15 protein-coding genes are annotated in these 15752 nt (G+C 72.0%); 12 read left to right on the top strand and 3 right to left on the bottom strand.

The window, feature by feature from the left end; all coding sequences use genetic code 11:
- Positions 1-10 precede the first annotated feature (10 nt).
- On the bottom strand, positions 11-607 hold the full coding sequence (locus tag G7063_RS06030; RefSeq protein ID WP_166413592.1) for a M23 family metallopeptidase: 597 nt from the start codon (positions 605-607) through the stop codon (positions 11-13).
- Between the two features lie 430 nt (positions 608-1037).
- Between G7063_RS06030 and rpsB the strand changes: the two genes are divergently transcribed.
- The 12 genes from rpsB (at position 1038) to G7063_RS06090 (ending at position 13567) form a co-directional block, all read left to right on the top strand.
- A complete protein-coding gene (gene rpsB / locus G7063_RS06035) occupies positions 1038-1898 on the top strand; it encodes a 30S ribosomal protein S2 (protein WP_166413593.1) in 861 nt (286 codons plus the stop codon).
- 86 nt (positions 1899-1984) lie between these two features.
- Positions 1985-2830, top strand: a complete 846-nt coding sequence (tsf, locus tag G7063_RS06040) for a translation elongation factor Ts (RefSeq protein ID WP_166413594.1) — start codon at positions 1985-1987, stop codon at positions 2828-2830.
- Positions 2831-2924: 94 nt separating this feature from the next.
- Complete coding sequence (pyrH, locus tag G7063_RS06045; RefSeq protein WP_166413595.1) at positions 2925-3647, top strand: UMP kinase; 723 nt, start codon at positions 2925-2927, stop codon at positions 3645-3647.
- 80 nt (positions 3648-3727) lie between these two features.
- Positions 3728-4285 carry a ribosome recycling factor gene (gene frr, locus G7063_RS06050; RefSeq protein ID WP_166413596.1) on the top strand — a complete coding sequence of 186 codons (558 nt, stop codon included), beginning with the start codon at positions 3728-3730 and terminating at the stop codon, positions 4283-4285.
- An 8-nt stretch (positions 4286-4293) separates the two neighbouring features.
- Positions 4294-5133, top strand: a complete 840-nt coding sequence (locus tag G7063_RS06055; RefSeq protein ID WP_166415224.1) for a phosphatidate cytidylyltransferase — start codon at positions 4294-4296, stop codon at positions 5131-5133.
- A 25-nt stretch (positions 5134-5158) separates the two neighbouring features.
- Positions 5159-6292 carry a 23S rRNA (adenine(2503)-C(2))-methyltransferase RlmN gene (gene rlmN / locus G7063_RS06060; protein WP_166413597.1) on the top strand — a complete coding sequence of 378 codons (1134 nt, stop codon included), beginning with the start codon at positions 5159-5161 and terminating at the stop codon, positions 6290-6292.
- Entirely contained in the window at positions 6289-6852 is a 564-nt protein-coding gene (locus tag G7063_RS06065) for a DivIVA domain-containing protein (protein WP_166413598.1), read from the top strand. Before rlmN ends, G7063_RS06065 begins: the two co-directional genes overlap by 4 nt.
- Positions 6849-8024: a 1-deoxy-D-xylulose-5-phosphate reductoisomerase gene (gene dxr, locus G7063_RS06070; RefSeq protein ID WP_166413599.1), complete on the top strand. Its 1176-nt coding sequence runs from the start codon at positions 6849-6851 to the stop codon at positions 8022-8024. The genes G7063_RS06065 and dxr overlap by 4 nt, the downstream gene beginning before the upstream one ends.
- A gap of 45 nt (positions 8025-8069) precedes the next feature.
- Positions 8070-9389 (top strand): RIP metalloprotease, encoded by a 1320-nt coding sequence (locus G7063_RS06075; RefSeq protein WP_166413600.1) that lies wholly within the window; start codon positions 8070-8072, stop codon positions 9387-9389.
- A gap of 110 nt (positions 9390-9499) precedes the next feature.
- Positions 9500-10663 carry a flavodoxin-dependent (E)-4-hydroxy-3-methylbut-2-enyl-diphosphate synthase gene (gene ispG, locus G7063_RS06080; RefSeq protein ID WP_166413601.1) on the top strand — a complete coding sequence of 388 codons (1164 nt, stop codon included), beginning with the start codon at positions 9500-9502 and terminating at the stop codon, positions 10661-10663.
- Between the two features lie 115 nt (positions 10664-10778).
- Positions 10779-11735: a DUF4081 domain-containing GNAT family N-acetyltransferase gene (locus G7063_RS06085; RefSeq protein WP_166413602.1), complete on the top strand. Its 957-nt coding sequence runs from the start codon at positions 10779-10781 to the stop codon at positions 11733-11735.
- Between the two features lie 50 nt (positions 11736-11785).
- Positions 11786-13567 (top strand): proline--tRNA ligase, encoded by a 1782-nt coding sequence (locus G7063_RS06090; RefSeq protein WP_166413603.1) that lies wholly within the window; start codon positions 11786-11788, stop codon positions 13565-13567.
- A gap of 263 nt (positions 13568-13830) precedes the next feature.
- On the opposite strand, the gene G7063_RS06095 is transcribed toward G7063_RS06090, so the two are convergent.
- Both G7063_RS06095 and G7063_RS06100 read right to left on the bottom strand, forming a co-directional pair.
- Positions 13831-14667: an ABC transporter permease gene (locus G7063_RS06095; RefSeq protein WP_166413604.1), complete on the bottom strand. Its 837-nt coding sequence runs from the start codon at positions 14665-14667 to the stop codon at positions 13831-13833.
- A complete protein-coding gene (locus tag G7063_RS06100; protein WP_240916206.1) occupies positions 14664-15590 on the bottom strand; it encodes an ABC transporter ATP-binding protein in 927 nt (308 codons plus the stop codon). The genes G7063_RS06095 and G7063_RS06100 overlap by 4 nt, the downstream gene beginning before the upstream one ends.
- Positions 15591-15752 lie beyond the last annotated feature (162 nt).

Consider the following 15752-nt stretch of genomic DNA (forward strand, 5'->3'; position numbering starts at 1 on the left):
TGCGGCGTACTCATGCCCGCAACGGCATGAGTACGATCCGCGGTCGCGCGAGGAGCGCGGCGGGGTCGAGGTAACGCTCTCCGAGACGGACGCCCCAGTGGAGGCACGTGAGCGGGGCGCAGTGCCCGGGTGCCCCGTCGACCCGGGCGACGACGTCCCCGGCGGCGACGCGCGTCCCGACGGTGACGACCGTCGACACGGGCTCGAAGGATGAGCGCAGACCTCCGTCGTGCTCGAGGACGACGACGCCGCGTCCGGCGACGCGCCCGACGAACCCGACGATGCCGTCCGCCGGCGCGACGACGCCGACGCCCGGCGTGGCAAGCATGTCGAGCCCGCGATGACCGGACGCCCACGGGCTGCTGGGGATCTGCGCGGTCCGTGCGACGGTGCCGGTCACGGGCGTCCGCCAGGGCAGCGCGGTGGCCACGGGGTCCGGGGCCGATGTCGTGGCTGCGGGGGAGCGGGCCGCCGAGGCCGCCGGCGCGCACACGAGCGTCGCGACACCGAGGGCGGCGACGAGCCTCACCCGTGAGCTCGATCGCCGCAGCGGTCCGGAACGGGTGAGCGTGGGTGGGATCTGAGGACGGGCCTCGGGTGCGGTCATCGCCCCATCCGACCTGCCGTGTCGACCTGCTGCACATCGTCGGCGCCGTGCTGTGGACGGGTGCCGCGCACGGCCCGGCGGTGGTCAGGTCGGGGCAGGCACCGGAGGCGCCGGGTGGTGGCTTCGTCACACCGGGCGCGGTCCGTCGAGCAGGGCGGCGTCGGGTACGATGGATCCTGCTCCGGGTGTGCCGTGCCTGCACGCGCCCCGGAGACATCGCGCACCTCCCTCCTGGTCAACGTCCGTCGCGTCTCGCGCCGGGCCGCCCAGGGTCACGCGACGTGGTCCGGCCTCGGCCGGTGCTCGCGTGACGGGGTGCCAGGGACCCTCGCCGCCCGGTGCAGGGTCGACAACCACCTCGCGGCCCGACAGGGCCGCTGGACGTGCACGGACGGGCGGAGGATCCGCCACCGTGCCGGAAGGAAGTGCCATGGCAGTCGTGACCATGCGCCAGCTCCTCGAGAGCGGTGTCCACTTCGGTCACCAGACCCGTCGCTGGAACCCGAAGATGAAGCGATTCATCTTCACGGAGCGCAACGGGATCTACATCGTCGACCTCCAGCAGTCGCTGTCGTACATCGACACGGCCTACGAGTTCGTCAAGCAGACGGTCGCCCACGGCGGCTCGATCCTCTTCGTCGGCACGAAGAAGCAGGCCCAGGAGGCCGTCGCCGAGCAGGCCACGCGCGTCGGGATGCCCTACGTCAACCACCGCTGGCTCGGTGGCATGCTCACGAACTTCGGCACCGTGCACAAGCGTCTGCAGCGCATGAAGGAGCTCGAGCAGATCGACTTCGACGACGTCGCCGGCTCGAACCTCACGAAGAAGGAGCTCCTCGTGCTCCGTCGTGAGAAGGAGAAGCTCACGAAGACGCTCGGCGGCATCCGCGACATGGCGAAGGTTCCCTCCGCCGTGTGGATCGTCGACACGAACAAGGAGCACCTTGCGGTCGACGAGGCGCGCAAGCTCAACATCCCGGTCGTCGCGATCCTCGACACCAACTGCGACCCCGACGTCGTCGACTACAAGATCCCGGGCAACGACGACGCGATCCGCGCCGTCGGTCTCCTCACCCGCGTGATCGCCGACGCCGTCGCGGACGGTCTCGTCTCGCGCGCCCAGGGCCGTTCCGGCTCCGAGGCGCCGGCCGAGCCTCTCGCCGAGTGGGAGCAGGAGCTCCTCGCGGGCGACGCTGCTGAGGCCCCTGCCGCTGCTGAGGTTCCCGCCGCCGAGGTGCCCGCCGCCGAGGCCGTCGTGGCCGAGGCTGCTGAGGCCCCCGCGGCCGAGTGACCCACGTGCGGCCGGGCGGTCTACCGCCCGGCCGCACCGGTCCACCACCGACCACCGTCCAGACCGAACGCAAAGGGTGACCACCCATGGCGAACTACACCGCCGCTGACATCAAGGCTCTGCGCGAGCGCACGGGCGCCGGCATGCTCGACGTCAAGAAGGCTCTTGACGAGGCTGACGGCAACTCGGAGAAGGCGCTCGAGCTCCTCCGCATCAAGGGCCTCAAGGGCGTCTCGAAGCGCGAGGACCGCGAGACCACCGAGGGCCTCGTCGCCGTCGACATCCAGACGACCGACGCGGGCGAGACCGGCACGATCATCGAGCTCAACTGCGAGACCGACTTCGTCGCGAAGAACGAGAAGTTCATCGACCTCGCGAGCACGGTCCTCGCGGCCGTCGTCGCCGCGGGTGCGACCGACGTCGAGAGCGCCCTCGCCGCCCCGACCGCCGCGGGCACCGTCGCGGACACCATCACGACGCTGGCCGCCGGCATCGGTGAGAAGGTCGTCCTGCGCCGCGTCGCGTCCGTCTCGGGCGCCAAGGTGACGAGCTACGTCCACCGCACGGCCAAGGACCTGCCGCCTTCGATCGGTGTCCTCGTCGTCACCGACCTCCCCGGCGCAGAGATCGCCAAGGACGTCGCGCAGCACGTCGCAGCGCTCGCCCCCGAGTTCCTCGCCCGCGAGGACGTCCCCGCGGAGAAGGTCGAGAACGAGCGTCGCATCGCCTCGGAGACCGCGCGCAACGAGGGCGGCAACAAGCCCGAGCACATCATCGAGAAGATCGCCGAGAACCGTCTCGGCAAGTTCTTCGAGGACGTCGTCCTGCTCGAGCAGCCGCTCGCGAAGGACCCGTCGAAGAAGGTCGGTCAGGTCGCGAAGGAGGCAGGCGGCACGATCGTGTCGTACGTCCGCTTCCGCGTCGGCAACTGACCCGGTCGTCATCACCGTCGGCCCGGCCCCGCTCCCGGGGCCGGGCCGACGGCGCACCTGCCCAACGCCACCCACGTAGCACCGAGGAGTCCCGATGACCGAGTCCGTCGCACCCCGCCGAGTCCTTCTCAAGCTCTCGGGCGAGATGTTCGGGGGTGGCCAGATCGGTCTCGCGCCCGACGTCGTCCAGCGGATCGCCGCCGAGATCGCCGCCGCTGCGGCCCGCGGCGTGCAGATCGCGATCGTCGTCGGTGGCGGCAACTTCTTCCGCGGCGCTGAGCTCTCGCAGCGCGGGCTCGACCGCGCGCGCGCCGACTACATGGGCATGCTCGGCACGGTGATGAACTGCCTCGCCCTCCAGGACTTCCTCGAGCAGGCCGGCCGCTCGACGCGTGTGCAGACCGCGATCGCCATGGGCCAGGTCGCCGAGAACTACATCCCCCTGCGCGCGATCCGCCACATGGAGAAGGGCCGCGTCGTCATCTTCGGCGCGGGCGCCGGCATGCCGTACTTCTCGACCGACACGGTCGCCGTCCAGCGCGCGCTGGAGACCCGCTGCGACGAGGTCCTCATGGGCAAGAACGGTGTCGACGGCGTCTACACCGCGGACCCCAACACCGACCCGAGCGCGACGCGTCTCGACACGCTCACGTACTCCGACGCGCTCCAGCGCGGCCTCAAGGTCGTCGACTCGACCGCCTTCAGCCTCTGCATGGACAACGGCGCGAAGATGCGCGTGTTCGGCATGAGCGAGCCCGGCAACGTGACCCGGGCGCTCCTGGGTGAGAACATCGGGACCGTGGTGACTGCGGGCTGAGAGCCCGCACGCACCTGACCAGACCTCTGCACGACGAACCCGTACGTGCCGCCTCCGGGCGGCTCAGACAAGGAGCACCGGTGATCGACGAGACCCTTCTCGAGGCCGAGGAGAAGATGGACAAGGCCGTGGAGGTCGCCAAGGAGGACTTCGCCGCGATCCGCACGGGTCGGGCGAACGCCGCGATGTTCGCGAAGATCTTCGTCGAGTACTACGGGTCGCCCACGCCCCTGCAGCAGCTCGCGTCGTTCAACGTCACGGAGGCCCGGACGGTCCTCATCTCGCCCTTCGACAAGACCGCGATGTCCGCGATCGAGAAGGCGCTGCGCGACTCCGACCTCGGCGTCAACCCGTCCAACGACGGCAACGTCGTCCGCGTCGTGCTGCCCTCCCTCACGGAGGAGCGTCGCCGCGACTACGTCAAGCTCGCCAAGGCGAAGGCGGAGGACGCCCGCGTCTCGATCCGTGCCGTGCGCCGCAAGGCGAAGGACATCCTCGACCGGCTCGTCAAGGACGGCGACGCGGGCGAGGACGAGGTCACGCGCGCCGAGAAGGAGCTCGACGGCCTGACGAAGCGTCACACGGACGAGGTCGACGCGATCCTCGCCGCCAAGGAGACGGAGCTTCTCGAGGTCTGATGACCGAGATGCCCGAGGGCGCGACGCCCACCACGACCGCCGGCCGCTCCGGCCGCGACCTGCCCACGGCGGTCGCGGTCGGCGCAGGCCTTCTCGTCGTGGTCGGCCTGGCCCTCTTCGTGTGGCCCCCGGCCTTCGTGGGCCTCGCGGTCCTCGCCGTCGGCGGCGCGCTCTGGGAGCTCTCCCAGGCGTTCGTCCGGCGCGACGTCCACCTGCCGCTCGCCCCGCTGTGGGTCGGTGCGGCCGGGATCCTCGTGTCCGCGTACGTCGCGGGCACGGAGGCGATGTTCGTGTCGTTCGTGCTCACGGTCCTCGGAGCGCTCGTGTGGCGCGCGCTCGACGGCTACGGCCCCCGCGGCCTGCGCGACGCTGCGGCGGCGACGTTCGCGACGGCCTACCTGCCGCTCATGGCGGGCTTCGCGATGCTCATGCTCGCGCAGCCCGAGGGCACGTGGCGCGTGCTGCTCTTCATCCTCCTGCCCGTCGCGAGCGACACGGGCGGGTTCTTCGCGGGCGTGCGCTTCGGCAAGCACCCGCTCGCGCCGGCGATCTCTCCGAAGAAGAGCTGGGAAGGCCTCGCCGGCTCGTTCCTCCTCGCCTCCCTCGTCGGCGTCGTCGGCATGGTGCTGCTCGACGCACCGTGGTGGTGGGGCCTCGTGCTCGGCCTCGCGACCCCGATCACCGGGACGTTCGGCGACCTCGCCGAGTCGCTCCTCAAGCGCGATCTCGGCCTCAAGGACATGGGCACGCTCCTGCCCGGCCACGGCGGGATCCTCGACCGTCTCGACTCGCTCCTGCTCACCGCGCCCTTCGCGTACCTCATGCTGTCGGCCGCCCTCGGCGGCTGAACCGTCCCACCGGAAGCTGATTCACATGACCGACCGCCGCGTACCCGTGACGCTCGACCTCTCGACCCCCGCTGCAGGGCGGCGCGGCAAGCCGCCGCGCCACTTCGCCGACCTCACACCCGCCGAGCGCGTCGAGGTCGTCACGGGCGTGGGCGAGAAGGCGTTCCGGGCCAAGCAGATCGGCCAGCACTACTACGGCCACCTCAGCGCTGACCCCGCCGAGATGACCGACCTCCCCGCGGCCACGCGCGACCGGCTCGTCGAGGCGTTCTTCCCGCCGCTGCTGCGCAGCACGCGTGTCATGGAGGCCGACGGTGGCACGACCGTGAAGACGCTGTGGCGCATGTTCGACCAGGCTCGCGTCGAGTCCGTGCTCATGCGCTACCCGCACCGTTCGACGCTGTGCGTCTCGAGCCAGGCCGGCTGCGGCATGGCGTGCCCGTTCTGCGCGACCGGCCAGCTGGGACTCACGCGGAACCTCTCGACCGCGGAGATCGTCGAGCAGGTCCGCGAGGCTGCGCGCTCGCTCGACCGCGGAGAGATCCCGGGCGGACCGGGCCGTCTGACGAACCTCGTGTTCATGGGCATGGGCGAGCCGCTCGCCAACTACAAGGCCGTCATGGGCACGATCCGCCAGCTCGTCGCGCCGGTGCCCGACGGCATGGGCATGTCGGCGCGCAACATCACGGTGTCGACCGTGGGGCTCGTGCCCGCGATGAAGAGGCTCGCCCAGGAGGGCCTGCCGCTCACGCTCGCGCTGTCGCTTCACGCGCCCGACGACGAGCTGCGCTCGGAGCTCGTCCCCGTCAACACCCGCTGGTCGGTCGACGAGACGCTCGACGCGGCGCGCGCCTACTACGAGGTCACGGGCCGGCGTGTGAGCATCGAGTACGCGCTCATCCGCGACATCAACGACCACGCGTGGCGGGCCGACCTGCTCGGCAAGAAGCTCAACGCGCGCGGTCACGGCTGGGTGCACGCCAACCCGATCCCGCTCAACCCGACCCCTGGCTCGAAGTGGACCGCGAGCGACCCGGCCGTCGAGGAGGAGTTCGTGGCCCGCCTGCGCGGCCACGGCATCCCCACGACGATCCGTGACACGCGCGGCTCCGACATCGACGGCGCATGCGGCCAGCTGGCTGCTGAGGAGGCCTCATGACCGGAACCTTCCCCACGACGACGGGGCTGCGCCGCGGGTACGCCGCGGACGAGGTCGACGCCCTGTTCGCGCGTGCCCGCGCCGAGTACGAGGGCAGCGACGTCCCCGGCGGCGCGACGCTCGACGCGGCGGCGATCCACCGGGTCGCGTTCCCCGTCGTGCGACGCAACGCCTACGAGACGACTGCGGTCGACGCGGCGCTCGACAGGCTCGAGGCGGCGTTCGTCGCGCGCGAGCGCGCCGAGTTCGTCGCGACGCACGGCCAGCAGGCGTGGATGGCGCAGCTCGCGGAGAAGGCGCGCACCCTCTACGGGCGTCTCGGCCGTCCCGACGGCGAGCGCTTCGCGCCCGGCGCGCGTGGCGAGGCGTCGTACGACGCCGACGACGTCGACGCGCTGTGCGCGCGCCTCGTCGGCTACTTCGACCGCGGCGAGGCGCTCACGAGCGCCGAGGTGCGCGAGGCTCGCTTCCGGACGCGGCGCGGCCGAGACGGCTACGGTGTCGGCGCCGTCGACGCGTTCCTCACCCGTGCCGTCGAGGTGCTGCTGGGGGTCGAGTGACCGCGGAGCCGCGGTCGCTCGCGCTGCTCGGGTCGACCGGGTCGATCGGCACGCAGGCGCTCGACGTCGTGGCGCGCAACCCCGAGCGCTTCCGGGTCCGCGGCCTGGCCGCGGGCGGGGGCGACGTCGCGCTGCTCGCGAGCCAGGTGCGCCAGACGCGCGCAGAGGTCGTCGCCGTCGCTGACGCGTCCAGGCGTGACGCTCTCCTCGCCGAGCTCGGCGAGGACGCACGGGGCGTCGAGGTGCTCGGCGGGCCGGACGCGGCGACCCAGGTCGCAGCGTCGGGCGCGGACGTCGTCCTCAACGGCATCACCGGATCTGTCGGCCTCGCGCCGACGCTCGCAGCTCTCCACGCGGGCTCGACGCTCGCGCTCGCGAACAAGGAGTCGCTCGTCGTCGGCGGCGCGCTCGTCAAGGACGCGGTGTCGCGCCCGGACCAGCTCGTGCCGGTCGACTCGGAGCACTCGGCGATCGCCCAGTCCCTGCGCGGTGGCCGACGCGACGAGGTGCGCCGGCTCATCCTCACGGCGTCGGGCGGCCCCTTCCGCGGCTGGACGCGGGAGCAGATGGCCGCCGTCACGGCGGAGCAGGCGCTCAACCACCCGACCTGGTCGATGGGTCCGGTCGTCACGGTGAACTCGGCGTCGATGATGAACAAGGGTCTCGAGCTCATCGAGGCCCACCTGCTCTTCGACGTGCCTGTCGCGGACATCACGGTCGTCGTCCACCCGCAGTCCGTCGTCCACTCGATGGTCGAGTTCCACGACGGCTCGACGATCGCGCAGGCCTCGCCGCCCGACATGCGTCTGCCCATCGCGCTCGGCCTCTCGTGGCCCGAGCGCGTCGCGGACGTCGCGCCCGCGTGCGACTGGGCGCAGGCTCAGCAGTGGACCTTCGAACCGCTCGACGAGTCGACGTTCCGTGCGGTGCGGCTCGCGCGCGAGGCCGTCGCCGCGTCCGCGACGCACCCTGCGGTGCTCAACGCGGTCAACGAGGAGTGCGTCGACGCCTTCCTCGCCGGGCGCATCGGCTTCCTCGACATCGTCTCGACGGTCGAGCAGGTGCTCGGCGAGCACGACGGCCCTGGAACCTCCCATCTCGTTCCCAGCCTCGTGCTCGAGACTGAGACGTGGGCGCGTGCGCGTGCCCACGAGCTGCTCGCCCGCGCCTGAGGCGCACGCTCACGGCCGCGCGGCCGTCGGAAGGAAGGTGGTCGCATGGGCTACGTCATCGGCGTCCTCGTGTTCGTCGTCGGCATGCTCGCGTCGATCGCGCTCCACGAGGTCGGGCACATGGTGCCCGCCAAGCGCTTCGGCGTGCGCGTGAGCCAGTTCATGGTCGGGTTCGGTCCGACGATCCGGTCGTGGACGCGCGGTGAGACCGAGTACGGGTTCAAGTGGATCCCGCTCGGCGGCTTTGTGCGTCTCGTGGGCATGTACGCACCCGCGCGGCCCGTCCCTGTCGGTGCGACGCCTCGCCGCGGCCGCTTCGAGGAGATGGCCGAGGACGCACGCGAGGTCTCGGCCGAAGAGATCCTCCCGGGCGAGGAGGCGCGGGCGTTCTACAACCTCTCGGCGCCCAAGAAGCTCGTCGTCATGCTCGGCGGGCCGTTCATGAACCTCGTCATCGCGGCGGTGCTCCTCAGCGTCGTCACGCTCGGCTGGGGGGTCGCGAGCGCGACGTCGACGCTCGCTGCGGTCGTGCCGTGCGCGCCGACGACGACCTCCGTGACGGACACGTGCGCGGACGGGGCCCCCGGGTCGCCGGCGTCGCTCGCGGGCCTCGAGCCTGGCGACCGCGTCGTCGAGTACGGCGGGCGCTCCGTCGACGGCTGGGAGGAGCTCACGGCACAGATCGCGGCCGTCGGCCCGCACCCGACGACCGTCGTCGTCGAGCGCGCGGGGGAGCGGCTCACCCTCGACCTCGTGCCCGTCGAGCTCACGCGCGCCGTCGTCGACGCCACCGGAGCACCGATCCTTGCCGACGACGGCTCGGAGCGGACAGTGACGTCGACGTACGTCGGCGTCCAGCCGACGGTCGAGGCCGACAGGTCGCTCGCAGCCGTGCCGCAGCAGCTCTGGGCGCAGGTCTCGGGCACCGCCGGCATCGTCGTCACGCTGCCCGGACAGGTCTGGGACGTCGCGCGGACGCTCGTCACGGGTGGGGAGCGCTCAGCGGAGTCGGTCATGAGCATCGTCGGCGTCGGGCGCGTCGCGGGCGAGGTCGGGACGATCGGCGGCGACGAGGTCGGCATCGGCGACCGCGTCGCGGTGTGGCTCTCGCTCCTCGCGAGCCTCAACGTCGCGCTCTTCGTCTTCAACCTCGTCCCGCTGCTCCCGCTCGACGGCGGGCACGTCGCCGGGGCGCTCTACGAGGGTGCGAAGCGCCAGATCGCGCGCCGTCGCGGACGGCCCGACCCGGGGCCCGCGGACACCGCCCGCATGATGCCGGTCGCCTACGGCGTCTTCGTCCTGCTCATCGGGATGAGCGTGCTGCTCGTCGTCGCCGACATCGTGCGACCGGTGACGATCGGCTGACGCCCTCGCGACAGCCCGGCGCGTGACGTGCGCCACCGCGGCTGCGTGGGAATCGTGCACGTGGCTGGTGTCATGCACGTCAGGACGCCCGGACGGGGGATACTGGCGGGGTGAGCGTACCGATCAGTCTTGGCATGCCGGCGGTCAAGGAAGCACCTCCCGTCCTGGCCCCGCGTCGACCCACCCGTCGCATCAACGTCGGGTCCGTCCCCGTCGGCGGAGGCGCACCGATCTCGGTGCAGTCCATGACGACGACCCCGACGACGGACATCAACGCGACCCTTCAGCAGATCGCCGAGCTCACGGCCGCGGGCTGCGACATCGTGCGCGTCGCGTGCCCGTCGCAGGACGACGCCGAGGCGCTGCCGATCATCGCGAGGAAGTCGCAGATCCCCGTCATCGCCGACATCCACTTCCAGCCGAAGTACGTCTTCGCGGCGATCGACGCCGGCTGCGCGGCCGTGCGCGTCAACCCGGGCAACATCCGCAAGTTCGATGACCAGGTCAAGCAGATCGCGCAGGCGGCCAAGGACGCCGGCACGTCGCTCCGCATCGGCGTCAACGCCGGGTCCCTCGACCCGCGCCTGCTGCAGAAGTACGGCAAGGCGACGCCCGAGGCCCTCGTCGAGTCGGCCGTGTGGGAGGCGTCGCTCTTCGAGGAGCACGACTTCCACGACTTCAAGATCTCCGTCAAGCACAACGACCCCGTCGTCATGGTGCGCGCCTACGAGCTCCTCGCCGAGCGCGGCGACTGGCCCCTCCACCTCGGTGTGACCGAGGCCGGCCCTGCGTTCCAGGGCACGATCAAGTCCGCGACGGCATTCGGCGCCCTGCTCAGCAGGGGCATCGGCGACACGATCCGCGTTTCCCTCTCGGCCCCGCCGGTCGAGGAGGTCAAGGTCGGCATCCAGATCCTCCAGTCGCTCAACCTCAAGGAGCGCAAGCTCGAGATCGTCTCGTGCCCGTCGTGCGGGCGCGCGCAGGTCGACGTCTACACGCTCGCCGAGCAGGTGACCGCGGGCCTCGAGGGCCTCGAGGTCCCGCTGCGCGTCGCGGTCATGGGCTGCGTCGTCAACGGCCCGGGCGAGGCGCGCGAGGCCGACCTCGGCGTCGCGTCGGGCAACGGCAAGGGTCAGATCTTCGTCAAGGGCGAGGTCATCAAGACGGTCCCCGAGCACGCCATCGTCGAGACCCTCATCGAGGAGGCCATGCGCATCGCGGCCTCGATGGAGCCCGTCGAGGGCACGGCCCCGTCGGTGAGCGTCGGTCGCTGACCCCAGCACCACCACGGACGAAGCCCGGCGGGTCCTCCCGCCGGGCTTCGCGCGTTCCCACGCACGATGCACGCCGGTCCCCGCGACACGACGGGACGTGCGGCACAATCGCCTCATGGGACGGTGGTTCCGCGGCCAGGGCGCCGCGACGGGATCTGCGGTCCGGGTCCTCACGGACGCGGACGTCCCGGCCGCGCTCGCGCTGTGCGCGGCGGACCCCGTGGCCTCGATCCTCGCGGCGTCGCGGCTGCGACCTGCCCTGCTCGGCGGGCTCGCGGTGGCGGGCGGCCACGGCTGGCTCTACCCGGCGACGGGGGAGCCGCGCGCGCTGTGCTGGGTCGGTGCGAACGTCGTGCCCGTGCTGGGTGACCTCGTGGGCGCCGAGGCCGAGTCCGCGCTCGACGCGTTCGGCGTCGAGCTCCGACGTGGCGGACGGAGGGCGTCGTCGATCGTCGGGCCCGCAGAGCACGTGCTCGGGCTGTGGGACCGGCTCGGTTCCTCGTGGGGGCCGGTGCGGGACGTGCGTCCCGAGCAGCCGTCGCTCGTTCTCGACCGCTCCCCGGACATCGAGCCCGACCCCGAGGTGAGGCTCGCGTCGCCCGACGAGCTCGCGGCGCTGCTGCCCGCGAGCGTCGCGATGTTCCTCGAGGAGGTCGGCTACTCGCCGCTCGGTGCGGCCCCGGGGGCGTACGTCGAGCGGGTGCGGTCGCTCGCGGAGCAGGGACGGACGTTCGTCCGCACCGCGCCGGGTGCGCGCGTGGACCTCGGACCGACGGACGCAGTGGTGGGTGCCGCTGTCCGCAGCGGGCTCCCGGCGCGCGAGCATGTCGTCTTCAAGGCCGAGCTCGGGGCGATCGCGGGCCCTGTCGCGCAGGTGCAGGGCGTGTGGGTGACCCCGGCGCGGAGGGGCGAGGGGATCGCGGCGCCCGCGATGGCGGCCGTCGTCGCGGGCACGCTCGAACGCTTCGGCGTCGTCTCGCTCTACGTGAACTCGTTCAACGAGCGTGCGATCGCGACGTACCGGAGGGTCGGCTTCGAGCAGGTCGGGACGTTCGCGACCGTCCTCTTCTGACGCGGGACCCGCGCGCGGTCGTGGCGCCCGGCGGCGGTAGGATCGACCCCATGCTCCTGCGGATGTCCACGTTGTTCCTGCGCACGCTGCGCGAAGACCCTGCCGACGCGGAGGTGGCGAGCCACAGGCTCCTCGTCCGCGCGGGCTACATCCGCCGGGCGGCCCCCGGCATCTACTCGTGGCTCCCGCTCGGCCTGCGCGTCCTCGCGAAGGTCGAGGCTGTCGTGCGCGAGGAGATGGTCGCGGCGGGTGCGCAGGAGGTCCACTTCCCCGCGCTGCTGCCGCGCGAGCCCTATGAGGCGACGGGCCGCTGGACCGAGTACGGCCCCAACCTCTTCCGGCTCCAGGACCGCAAGGACGCCGACTACCTGCTCGCGCCGACGCACGAGGAGATGTTCACGCTCCTCGTCAAGGACCTGTACTCGTCGTACAAGGACCTGCCGCTCACGCTCTTCCAGGTGCAGACGAAGTACCGCGACGAGGCGCGTCCGCGCGCGGGCCTCATCCGTGGGCGCGAGTTCATCATGAAGGACGCGTACTCGTTCGACATCGACGACGCGGGCCTCGACGCCTCCTACCAGGCGCAGCGTGACGCGTACGAGCGGATCTTCACGCGCCTCGGTCTCGAGTACGTCATCGTCGCCGCGACCGCGGGCGCCATGGGCGGCTCGCGCTCGGAGGAGTTCCTCTCGCCGAGCCCCATCGGCGAGGACACGTTCGTGCGGACGGCCGGCGGCTACGCCGCGAACGTCGAGGCTGTCGTCACGCCGGTCCCGGCCGCGCTCGACTTCTCCGAGGTCCCCGCAGCGTCGGTCGTCCCGACGCCCGACGCGTCGACGATCGGTTCGCTCGTCGCGCTGCTCGACGCCTCCCACCCGCGCACCGACGGTCGCACGTGGTCGGCCGCGGACACGCTGAAGAACGTCGTGCTCGCCCTCACCCACCCGGACGGGGAGCGCGAGATCGTCGTCGTCGGCGTGCCCGGCGACCGCGAGATCGACCTCAAGCGCGCCGAGGCGTCGTTCGCGCCGGCCGAGGTCGAGCCCGCGACCGACGCGGACTTCGCGAAGAACCCGACGCTCGTCAAGGGCTTCATCGGCCCGCAGGTCCTCGGTCGCGCCCACACGGGTGACGAGGACGCGACCCGGTACCTGCTCGACCCCCGCGTCGTCACCGGCACGCGCTGGGTCACGGGCGCCAACGCGGTCGACGCGCACGTCGTCGACCTCGTCGCAGGCCGCGACTTCGTCGGCGACGGCACGGTCGAGGCCGCCGAGGTCCGCCCGGGTGACGTCGCGCCCGACGGCTCGGGCGAGCTCGAGTTCGCGCGCGGCATCGAGATCGGCCACATCTTCCAGCTCGGTCGCAAGTACTCCGAGTCGCTCGGGCTCAAGGTGCTCGACGTCAACGGCAAGCAGGTCACCGTGACGATGGGCTCCTACGGCGTCGGTGTGACGCGTGTGCTCGCGGCGCTCGCCGAGGCCAACAACGACGAGCGGGGCCTGGCCTGGCCCGCCCACGTTGCCCCCGCGCACGTCCACATCGTCGCGACGGGCAAGGACGCGGCCGTCTTCGCGGAGGCCGAGCGCATCGCGACGGAGCTCTCGGCGCGCGGCGTCGAGGTGCTCTACGACGACCGTCCCAAGGTGTCGCCGGGCGTGAAGTTCGCCGACGCCGAGCTCCTGGGTGTCCCGCTGCTCGTCGTCGTGGGCCGCGGCCTCGCCGATGGTGTGGTCGAGGTCCGTCCGCGTGCGGGCGAGGCCGAGCAGCTCGAGGTCGCCGCGGTCGTCGAGACTGTCGCTGCGCGCGTCGCGGAGCTCCTCGCCGACTGATCCCGGTCAAGCACGACGGCGGCCTCTGCACATGACGTGTGCAGAGGCCGCCGTCGTCCCCCTGGCGACTCGTAGCGTCCCTGCACGCTGCGGGAGTGTGCGGAACCGCTACGAGTCGACGAACCGTGGCGACTCGTGGGGCTGGAGCACCATCGAACGGTGCTCAGAACCTTCGAGTCGAAGGAGCTTGGCAACTCGTAGCGTCCCTGCACGCTGCGGGAGTGTGCAGAACCGCTACGAGTCGCGAGGGGGAAGGGGTGTGCTCAGGAGCGTTCGCGGTCGAGGTCACGGCGGTAGCCGAGCGCCGTGAGCACCGTGCACGCGACGCCCCAGCCGACGACGACGACCACGTGGAGCCACGTCGATCCGCCGGTCGTCGCGCCGAACAGCGAGATGTCGTCGGCCGGAGCCATGGCACCCCAGGCGAGCTGCCCGAAGTGGTACGTCGGCAGCCACGGCGCGACCCCCTGGAGCACGTCCGGCAGCTGCGAGAGCGGGAAGAAGAACCCGGAGAGGAACGACAGCGGCAGGAAGACGAGGTTGACGATCGTCGTCACCGCACGCGGCCGTGCCCAGTAGGCGATCGCGGACCCCATGGGGGAGAAGCACACCGTGCCCAGCAGCAGGACGCCGACGGTCGTCGCCAGCCGTGCGGGCGAGAACCCGGCGTCCCCCGCGAGCTGCGCGAGGAGCGCGATGCCCGTGATCGTCACGAGCGACCAGACGAGCGACAGTGCGAGCTTGCCGCCGAAGTACACGCCCATCGGCATGGGCGTCGCGCGCAGGCGACGCAGCCAGCCCTGCTGGCGTTCCTCGGCGAGGTCGGCGCCGAACGTGAAGAGCGCCTGCGAGACGATGCCGTAGCACGCGAAGGACACGAACAGCAGGGCGACGACGCTCGTGCCGCCCGGGAGCGTCTGCTCGGCGTTGGGCAGGCCGAACATCGCGAAGAGGATGACGGGCAGGACGACGACCCCGACGACGTACTCGGGCAGACGCCGGTAGCGGAGCACCTCGGCGCGCACCTGGGCGGCGAGGACGCCGAAGGGGCCGGGGCCCGCGTAGGCCTCGGGGGAGCGGACGTGGTCGAGCGTGGTCATCGCAGGGCCTCCTCGGCCGTCTGGGGGGTGCGAGCGTCGGCGTGCGCGGACCCGGTGAGGGCGAAGAACGCGTCCTCGAGGCTCGCCTCGGTGACCTCGAGCGCGCTCACGTGCGCGTCCGAGGCGAGCAGCGTGCGCAGCGCGGCGACGGGGTCGGTGACGTGAAGGACGACGGCACGCACGGCGCCGCCCGGGTCCTCGACGCTGCGCAGGCCCGGCAGCGCCCCGAGCACGGCGGCGGAGGCATCGGTCGTCAGGGCGATCGTCGCGCCCTCGACGAGCCGCCGGACGTCGTCGGGCGTGCCGTCGGCGAGGATCCGGCCGCGGTCGATGACGACGACGCGGCTCGCGGTCCCCTTGACCTCAGCGAGGTTGTGCGTCGAGTAGACGACGGTCCGGCCGAGCGCCGCGAACGCCCGGACGTGCTCCCACAGCTCGACGCGCGCGGCGACGTCGAGCGCTGCGGTCGGCTCGTCGAGGTAGAGGACGTCGGGGTCGCCGACCATGGCGATCGCGAACGAGAGGCGCTGACGCTGTCCGCCCGAGAGCTGGGAGACCCGTTTGTGCGCATGCTCGGTGAGGTCGGCGCGCTCGAGCGCGAGCGCGGTCGGGATACGGACGGGGTGGTAGGCGCCGACGAGGTCGACGACCTCGGCCGCGGTGAGCGAGCCGGGCGCGTCGGTGTCCTGGAGCATCGCACCGACACGCGCCCTGACAGCGCGGTCGGTCGGTTCCCCGCCGAGGACCGTGACGGTCCCCGCAGTGGGTGTGCGCATGCCGAGCAGCATCTCGATCGTCGTCGTCTTGCCGGCGCCGTTGGGGCCGAGCACGGCGACGACCTCGCCCGGCTCGACGACGAGGTCGATCCCGTCGACCGCGACGACGTCGCCGAACGTGCGACGCAGGCCGTGTGCCTCGATCACGTGCATGGTGCCTCCTGGGTCGGGCCGGTCGGGCCGGCCTCCGTGACGGGCTCCTCCCCGCCGTCCTCGACGCTAGTGGGTCGACCAGGGCCGCCACAGTGCCGTCGGTCATGGCCGTCCGGGTCGTGACCCATGACTCCTGGCACGGGTCAGGACCCGCCT

The sequence above is a fragment of the Sanguibacter sp. HDW7 genome, from assembly GCF_011300875.1.
In the GTDB taxonomy this organism is placed as follows: Bacteria; Actinomycetota; Actinomycetes; order Actinomycetales; family Cellulomonadaceae; genus Flavimobilis.